Origin of the sequence: Variovorax soli NBRC 106424, assembly GCF_001591385.1 — a bacterium.
Taxonomy (GTDB): Bacteria; Pseudomonadota; Gammaproteobacteria; order Burkholderiales; family Burkholderiaceae_C; genus Variovorax; species Variovorax soli.
On the sequence record NZ_BCUU01000156.1, the window covers coordinates 1 to 8,153 of the forward strand.

At 69.7% G+C, this 8,153-nt stretch carries 7 protein-coding genes; 5 read left to right on the forward strand and 2 right to left on the reverse strand.

Going from position 1 to position 8,153, the window contains the following annotated elements; translation table 11 throughout:
• The 5 genes from VSO01S_RS25125 to glxR form a co-directional block, all read left to right on the forward strand.
• A partial coding sequence (locus tag VSO01S_RS25125; protein WP_161944477.1) for a substrate-binding domain-containing protein occupies nucleotides 1-388 on the forward strand: 388 nt, incomplete at its 5' end.
• A 171-nt stretch (nucleotides 389-559) separates the two neighbouring features.
• Complete coding sequence (locus VSO01S_RS25130; RefSeq protein WP_068645503.1) at nucleotides 560-1,525, forward strand: Bug family tripartite tricarboxylate transporter substrate binding protein; 966 nt, start codon at nucleotides 560-562, stop codon at nucleotides 1,523-1,525.
• A gap of 46 nt (nucleotides 1,526-1,571) precedes the next feature.
• Nucleotides 1,572-2,900 (forward strand): glucarate dehydratase, encoded by a 1,329-nt coding sequence (gudD, locus tag VSO01S_RS25135; RefSeq protein WP_068645504.1) that lies wholly within the window; start codon nucleotides 1,572-1,574, stop codon nucleotides 2,898-2,900.
• Between the two features lie 30 nt (nucleotides 2,901-2,930).
• Nucleotides 2,931-3,731, forward strand: coding sequence for an HpcH/HpaI aldolase family protein (locus VSO01S_RS25140; RefSeq protein WP_068645505.1), 801 nt, complete (start codon nucleotides 2,931-2,933; stop codon nucleotides 3,729-3,731).
• A gap of 33 nt (nucleotides 3,732-3,764) precedes the next feature.
• Nucleotides 3,765-4,655, forward strand: coding sequence for a 2-hydroxy-3-oxopropionate reductase (gene glxR / locus VSO01S_RS25145; RefSeq protein WP_068645506.1), 891 nt, complete (start codon nucleotides 3,765-3,767; stop codon nucleotides 4,653-4,655).
• A gap of 3 nt (nucleotides 4,656-4,658) precedes the next feature.
• On the opposite strand, the gene VSO01S_RS25150 is transcribed toward glxR, so the two are convergent.
• Together VSO01S_RS25150 and VSO01S_RS25155 are read right to left on the reverse strand one after the other, a co-directional pair.
• Nucleotides 4,659-6,857: a response regulator gene (locus VSO01S_RS25150; RefSeq protein WP_068645507.1), complete on the reverse strand. Its 2,199-nt coding sequence runs from the start codon at nucleotides 6,855-6,857 to the stop codon at nucleotides 4,659-4,661.
• Nucleotides 6,848-8,153, reverse strand: a 1,306-nt coding sequence (locus tag VSO01S_RS25155; protein ID WP_153305434.1) for a response regulator, incomplete at its 5' end; no start/stop codon positions are given. The genes VSO01S_RS25150 and VSO01S_RS25155, both read right to left, overlap by 10 nt.

Consider the following 8,153-nt stretch of genomic DNA (forward strand, 5'->3'; position numbering starts at 1 on the left):
CGCGCGCGCCGCGAAGCTGCCCGCGGTGCGCTCGCGCCGGGTGCCGGCGCCCACCACGCTCAAGAGCGGCCGCGAGGCGCTGGGCCAATTGCTGGATGAGGGCAAGCCGCTGGACGCGGTGTTCTGCAGTTCCGACCTGCTCGCCCTGGGCGTGCTCACCGAAGCCCGCGCGCGCGGCATCGACGTGCCCGGCCAGCTGGCCGTGATCGGCTTCGGCGACCTCGAATTCGCAGCCGACCTCGAACCCTCGCTCACCACCGTTCGCATCGACGGCGAGGCCATCGGGCGGCAGGCTGCGCGCTTCATCATCGACCGCGCCGAAGGCCGCGTGCCCGAGGCGGCGGTGGTCGACGTCGGCTTTCGCATCATCGAGCGCGCCAGCGCCTGAACCTCTTCCTTCCAAATCGAACAGGGTTTGCACCTAGCGCCAGCGCTTGACGCGCAAAACGGTAGCGCTACCATTCACTCCTGTCGATGGTAGCGCTACCGCACAACACCAGATCCCGCCTCGACGCACCCGCCGCCTGTTCAGATTTCCATCCATCCCGGAGACATTCCCATGCTGACGAAGAAGCTCATCTGCACCCTGGCGCTCGGCCTGGCCGCCATGGCCGGCCACGCCCAGACCTGGCCCGCCAAGCCCGTGACCCTGCTCGTGCCCTTCCCGGCCGGCGGCTCCACCGACATGGTGGCCCGCGCGCTGAGCACCAAGCTCGGCACCACGCTGGGCCAGACCTTCGTGGTGGACAACAAGGCCGGTGCCACCGGCACCATCGGCGCCACGCTGGTCAAGCGCTCGCCGGCCGACGGCAGCATGTTCCTCGTCACCTCGCTCGGGCCGCTGGTCATTGCGCCGCACCTCATCAAGGGCATCCAGTACGACGCGCTGAAGGACTTCGACACCATCACCGTGGCGGTGCAGGCGCCCAATGTGCTGGTGGTGCCGGCCGCCTCGCCCTACAACAGCCTGGCCGACGTGATCGCGGCCGAGAAGAAGAACCCCGGCAAGATGACCTTCGCCTCGTCCGGCAACGGCTCCAGCGACCACCTCACGGCCGAGCTGTTCTGGCAGCAGAGCGGCACCACCGGCCTGCACGTGCCCTACAAGGGCGGCGCGCCCGCCATCTCCGACCTGCTGGGCGCGCAGGTGGATGCCTCCTTCCAGAACGTGAACGCCGTGTTCCCGCACATCAAGGCCGGCAAGCTCAAGGCCCTGGCCGTGACCGGCGACAAGCGCTCGGCCGTGCTGCCCGAGGTGCCCACCATGGCCGAGGCCGGCGTGAAGGGCGTGGACGTGTATTCCTGGCAGGCCGTGGTGGCGCCCAAGGGGCTGCCCGCCGACGTGCGCGCCAAGGCGCACGACAGCATGGTGGCCGCGCTGAACGACCCGGCCGTGAAGCAGCAGTTCACGTCCATCGGCCTGGAGGTCGTGGCCAACACGCCCGAGCAGTTCGCCGCCTTCCAGCAGCAGGAATACGCGCGCTGGAAGAAAGTGATCGAGACCGGCAAGATCACCGCAGACTGAGCCCGGGCCACGCTGTCACGCATCGAGAGCCAGAGAAAGAAGCGACATGAGTTCCACCCCCACCATCACCTCCCTGCGCGCCATTCCGGTGGCCGGCCGCGACAGCATGCTGCTCAACCTGAGCGGCGCGCACGGCCCCTTCTTCACCCGCAACCTGCTGGTGCTCACCGATTCGGCCGGCCGCACCGGCGTGGGCGAAGTGCCCGGCGGCGAGAAGATCCGCCAGACGCTGGAAGACGCCGCCCCGCTGGTGGTCGGCCAGCCCATCGGCGCGCACCAGCGCGTGCTGCAGCAGGTGCACCAGGCCTTTGCCGACCGCGACAGCGGCGGGCGCGGCTTGCAGACCTTCGACTTGCGCACCACCATCCATGCGGTGACCGCCATCGAATCGGCCCTGCTCGACCTGCTCGGCCAGCACCTCCAAGTCCCCGTGGCCGCCCTGCTCGGCGAAGGCCAGCAGCGCGAGTCGGTGGAGATGCTGGGCTACCTGTTCTACGTGGGCGACCGCCGCAAGAGCGACCTGCCCTATGCGAGCGAGCCCGATGCGGACAACGACTGGTTCCGCCTGCGCCACAAAGAGGCCATGACGCCGCAGGCCATCGTCCGCCTGGCCGAGGCCGCGCGCGAGAAGTACGGCTTCAACGATTTCAAGCTCAAGGGCGGCGTGCTGCGCGGCGACGAGGAGGTCGATGCCGTCATTGCCCTGCACGAGCGTTTTCCGCAAGCCCGCGTCACGCTCGATCCCAACGGCGGCTGGCTGCTCAAGGACGCCATCCGCCTGGGCCAGCGCATGCGCGGCGTGGTGGCGTATGCCGAAGACCCGTGCGGCGCCGAAGACGGCTTCTCGGGCCGCGAGGTGATGGCGGAGTTCCGCCGGGCCACCGGCCTGCCCACCGCCACCAACATGATCGCCACGGACTGGCGCCAGATGGCGCATGCGCTGTCGCTGCAGTCGGTGGACATCCCGCTGGCCGATCCGCATTTCTGGACCATGGCCGGCTCGGTGCGCGTGGCGCAGACCTGCCGCGACTGGGGCCTGACCTGGGGCTCGCATTCCAACAACCACTTCGACGTGTCGCTGGCCATGTTCACGCACGTGGGCGCCGCCGCGCCGGGCAAGGTGACGGCCATCGACACCCACTGGATCTGGCAGGACGGCCAGCGCCTGACGAAGGAGCCGCTGCAGATCGTGGGCGGCCACGTGCAGGTGCCCAAGAAGCCCGGCCTGGGCATCGAACTGGATATGGCCGAGGTCGAGAAGGCGCACCAGCTCTACAAGCAGCACGGCCTGGGGTCGCGCGACGACGCGGTGGCCATGCAGGCCCTGCTGCCGGGCTGGAAATTCGACCCCAAGCGGCCGGCCTTCGTCCGATAAGCTGTCCAACCAACAACAAGGAGACAAGCCATGAGACCCAACCGCCTGCGCGAGATCTGGTCCGCCGGGGGCGCCGCCGTCAACGGCTGGCTGGCCATTCCCAACGGCTTTTCCGCCGAGACCATGGCCCACCAGGGCTGGGACACGCTGACCATCGACATGCAGCACGGCGTGATCGACTACCAGGCCATGGTGGGCATGCTGCAGGCCGTCTCCACCACGCCCACGGTGCCGATCGTGCGCGTGCCGTGGCTCGCGCCCGATGCGCTCATGAAGGCCCTGGACGCCGGCGCCTACGGCGTGATCTGCCCCATGGTCAACACGCGCGAAGACGCGCAGAAGCTGGTGGAGTGGACCCACTACGCGCCGCGGGGCTCGCGCAGCTTCGGCCCCATCCGCGCCCTGCTCTACGGCGGCGCCGACTATCCCCAGCATGCCAACGACACCGTCGTGACCTTCGCGATGATCGAGACGGCCAAGGCGCTGGACAACCTGGACGCGATCCTGTCAGTGGAAGGACTGGACGCGGTCTACATCGGCCCGTCCGACCTGTCGCTGGCGCTGGGCTGCCGCCCGGTGTTCGACGACGTGGACCCGCCGGTGCAGCAGGCCATGGACCACATCCTCGAGCGCGCCAAGGCGCACGGCCTGGTGGCCGGCGTGCACAACGGCGACCCGGCCGTGGCCTTGTCGCGCATCGCCAAGGGCTTCCAGTTCGTCACCGTCGGGTCGGATGCCCGGCTGATGGCGGCCGGCGCGCAGGCGGCCCTGGCCCGCATGCGCAGCGGCGCCACGGCGGCGCCTGCATCCAACAGCAGCGCCAGCTACTGATCGAACAACTCTGCTGAAAAAAAGGAGAAAGCAATGAACATCGGCTTCATCGGCCTGGGCATCATGGGCACGCCCATGGCCCTGCACCTGGCGGCCGCCGGCCACCAGCTCTTCGTGAAGGTGCGCAGCAAGGTACCGGCGGACATTTCCGCGGCCGGCGCCAAGGTCTGCGCCACCGGCGAGGAAGTGGCGCGCAGCACGGACATCGTCTTCCTCATGGTGCCCGACACGCCCGACGTGGAAGAGGTGCTGTTCGGCGAAGGCGGCGTGGCCACGGGCCTGTCCAAGGGCAAGATCGTGGTGGACATGAGCTCCATCTCGCCCATGGCGACCAAGGGCTTCGCCAAACGCGTCAACGAGACCGGCGCCGACTACATGGACGCGCCCGTCTCCGGCGGCGAAGTGGGCGCCAAGGCGGCCAGCCTCACCATCATGTGCGGCGCGGAGCCGGCGGTGTTCGAGAAGGTGCGGCCGCTGCTCGAGCAGATGGGCAAGAACATCACCCTGGTGGGCGGCGTGGGCGACGGCCAGACCACCAAGGTGGCCAACCAGATCATCGTGGCGCTGAACATCGCCGCGGTGGGCGAAGCGCTGGTGTTCGCCAGCAAGGCCGGCGCCGACCCTGCCAAGGTGCGCCAGGCGCTGATGGGCGGCTTTGCCTCCAGCCGCATTCTGGAAGTGCACGGCGAGCGCATGATCAAGCGCACCTTCGCCCCGGGCTTTCGCATCCAGCTGCACCAGAAGGACCTGAACCTGGCGCTGCAGGGCGCCCGGGAGCTGGGCGTGTCGCTGCCGCAGACGGCCAATGCCGCGCAGCTGATGAATGCCTGCGCCGCCAACGGCATGGGCGAGCTGGACCACTCGGCGCTGGTGCGCGCGCTGGAGATCATGGCCAACCATCCGGTGGCCAAGGAAGGCAGCTGAGGCTCAGCCCGCCAGGCGCCGTCCAGCCCACTGCGCAATGGCGTCGAACAGCAGCCCGGGCTCGGCGGGCTTGACGAAGTAGAGGTCGAAGCCCGCCTGCTCGGCCCGTTGGCGGTCCGCCTGCTGGCCATAGCCGGTCAGCGCCATCAGCAGGACCGACTCGCCCTGCGGCATCTGCCGCATGCGCCGGGCCACTTCGTAGCCATCCATGCCTGGCAGGCCGATGTCGAGGATCACGACCTGCGGCCGAAGGCGCACCAGGTCCTCCAACGCCTGCGCCCCGTCATAGGCGACGTGGGTCTCGTAGCCTCCGCTGGCCAGCAAGGCGGCCACCGAATCGGCCGCGTCGATGTTGTCGTCCACGATCAAGATCGAGCAGCTCGGCTTGCCGGCGCCGGTCACCGTCGCCGCGGCCGATGCGACCTCGTCCACCGCGGCACCGGCCAGCAGCGGCAGCCGCACGACGAAGCGCGCCCCCTGGCCGCGGCCCGCGCTGGCCGCTTCGATGCGGCCACCATGCAGTTCGGTCAGCTGCCGCGCCAGCGTCAGGCCCACGCCCAGCCCGCCCAGTGCACGGTCGAGCCCGCGCTCGCCCTGCACGAACATGTCGAAAACGCGGGGCAGGAGTTCCTCGTCGATCCCGATGCCGCGGTCGGTCACCGCAACGACGGCTTCGCCCGCGTCGACCATGGCCTCGAGCCGGATGGCGGAAGACGCCGGGCTGTACTTGGAGGCGTTGTGCAGCAGGTTGGAAAACACCTGGGTCAATCGCGTCGCATCGCCATCCAGCCAGGCCGGCTCGCCGAAGAGCTGCGCCTCCAGGGCCTGGCCCCGCGCATCCATGGGGCCGCGGACAGTTTCTGCACTTTGCAGCAGCACCGCATTGAGGTCCACGCGCTCGCGATGCAGCTCGATCTTTCCGCGGCTGATGCGCGTCACGTCCATCAGCTCCTCGATCAGGCGCACCAGGTGCTGCAGTTGCCGATCGGCCACGCCCAGGCCCCAGTCCACCTTGTCGTGCGGGGTGGCATAGCGCCGCACCACCTCGACCGCCAGCTTGATCGCCGACAAGGGGTTGCGCAGCTCGTGCGACATCATGGCCAGGAATTCGTCCTTGCGCCGGTCGGCCGCCTGGAGTTCATCCTGCGCGGCCATGCGCTCGCGCATCTCGCGCTGCAGCACGCGATACAGGCGCACGTTCTCGAAGGCGGTGGCAGCCCGCGCGGCCACGTCATCCAGCAGGCGGGTCCCCGGCGCGCGCCAGTGCTCCGCACTCGTGGCCGTCACCACGATGGCGCCCAGCAGGCGTTCCCCGACGACGAGCGGAATGGCCATCACGGAGCTGAGTGCCGGCCCGCCGACATCCGGCAGCGCCTGCTGCGGGTCGCCGCCGATGACCCGCTGGCGTGCCAGCGTGGCACGCTGCAGCAGCTGCCCCAGGGGTGCCGGCAGCGCATCGACCGCGCACCAGCTCGTGCACGCGCTCGCCTGGGGGTCGCCCGGGTCCATCCGCGCCATGCAGGTTTGCGCGACACCGAAATCGGGGTCGCTCAGGTACACCACGGCCAGCGGCGCGATCTCCGGCACGAGCAGCTCGGCGCACTGCCGCATGGCCACCTCGGCGTCCAGCGAGCCGCTCATGGCCTGGCTGGCCCTGGCCAGGAAGGCCGATCGCCGGTCGCTCTCCTCGGCCGCGCGGCGCGCGCTCTCGGCGGCCAGCACCGCGGCCCGGCTGTCCGCCTGGCGCCGGATCTGCCGGCTCATGAGGTAGAGCGAGACGAACACGCCCACCTTGCTGCGCAGGATGTCCGGGTTGACCGGCGAGAGGATGTAGTCCACCGCGCCCAATGAATAGCCCTTGGCGGCCTGCACCTCGTCGGCGTAGGCCGTGATGAAGATGATGGGCGTGAGCATCGAGCGGGGGTGCTTGCGGATGAGCGCAGCCGTCTCGAAGCCGTCGATGTCCGGCATGTTCACATCGAGCAGGATCACGGCGAACTCGCGCTGGAGGATCTCGCGCAGCGCGGCGGCGCCCGAGCTGACCTTCACCAGGTTCTGGCCCAGCTCCTCCAGCACGGTCTGGAAGACGAGCAGCTTTTCCGGCAGGTCGTCGACGATGAGGATGTTGGCCCTGTCCTCTTCCTCGGCGGGTGGGCCGTCGGGAATCTCGTCAGGCGGTGGGGTCCAGGACGCTATCTGCATAGCCAGCCTCGCAGCACGGCGAGCAGCTGCGCCGTCTCGACGGGCTTGGAGAGGTAGTCCCACGCACCGGCATCGATGCATTTCTCCCGGTCGCCCTTCATGGCCTTCGCAGTGACCGCGATCAGCGGCAGGCGCTTGCCCGCGGGGAGCTTGCGCAGCTCGCGCATGGTCTGCATGCCGTCCATCTCCGGCATCATGATGTCCATCAGCACGGCGTCGATGCCGGGCTCGCCTTCCACCAGCCGGATCGCATCCCGGCCGTTCTCCGCCGACACCACGCGCATGCCCTGCGACTCCAGCACGGTGGCCAGCGCGAAGATGTTGCGCACGTCGTCGTCGACGATCAGCACCTTCTTGCCGGCCAGCTGGCCGGCCGCCGCGTTGATCGATTCCACCGCGTCGCGCTCGGCCTGCGTCATGGAGGCCAGGCGGCGGTGCAGCATGAACGCACTGGCATCGACCAGCCGCTTGGCCGAATCGACCGGGCGCAGCACCACGCCGCCTTCGGCCAGCGCCCACTGCGGGTCGGGGCTGCGGCCGGCCGGCCGGAACAGCAGCACCGGCAGCGGCCGGCACAGACTGCGTTCAGCGGGGTCCTGCACGCACAGGTCAGCCGGCGCCAGGCCCTGCCATTGCTCCTCGGTGACGAGCAGGTCCACATCGCCTTTGGCCAATTCCTCGCGCAGCACCTGCGGCGAGCCGGCCTGCACCACCCGCAGATCGCTGCCGCGCAGCGCCTCCAGGTAGGCCTCGCGCACCGGCGAGGCGTCCAGCGCCACCACCAGCTTGCGCGCGCCGGGCTGGACGAAGCGGTGCAGCTCGCGCAGCGCCTGGCTCGCATCGTCCAGCGACTGCAGCGGCTTGGCCAGGAAGCCGATGGCGCCGGCGCGCAGCGCGCGCTCGCGCGAATCGTCGGTGGACACCACGCACACCGGAATGTGGCGCGTGGTGAGGTCGGCCTTGAGGCGGTCCAGGATGCGGAAGCCCTGCATGTCGGGCAGGTGGATGTCCAGCGTCAGGGCGGCGGGCCGGTAGTCGTGCACCAGCGTGAGCGCATCGGCGCCGCTGGGGCTGACCAGCGCCTTGAAGCCGCACTGGCGCGCCGCCTGCAGCAGCAGCTTGGCAAAGGCCAGGTCGTTCTCGACGATGAGCAGCACCGTGTCGCCGGCCAGCACGCTGTCGCGGTCGTCGCCCGCCACGTTCAGCGGCAGCAGCTCTTCCTCGTTCGCGGCGTCGAGGATGGGCTCGGGATCGCGCAGCGGCCTGGGCTGCGCGCTGGCGGCGCGGCCGGCCGCA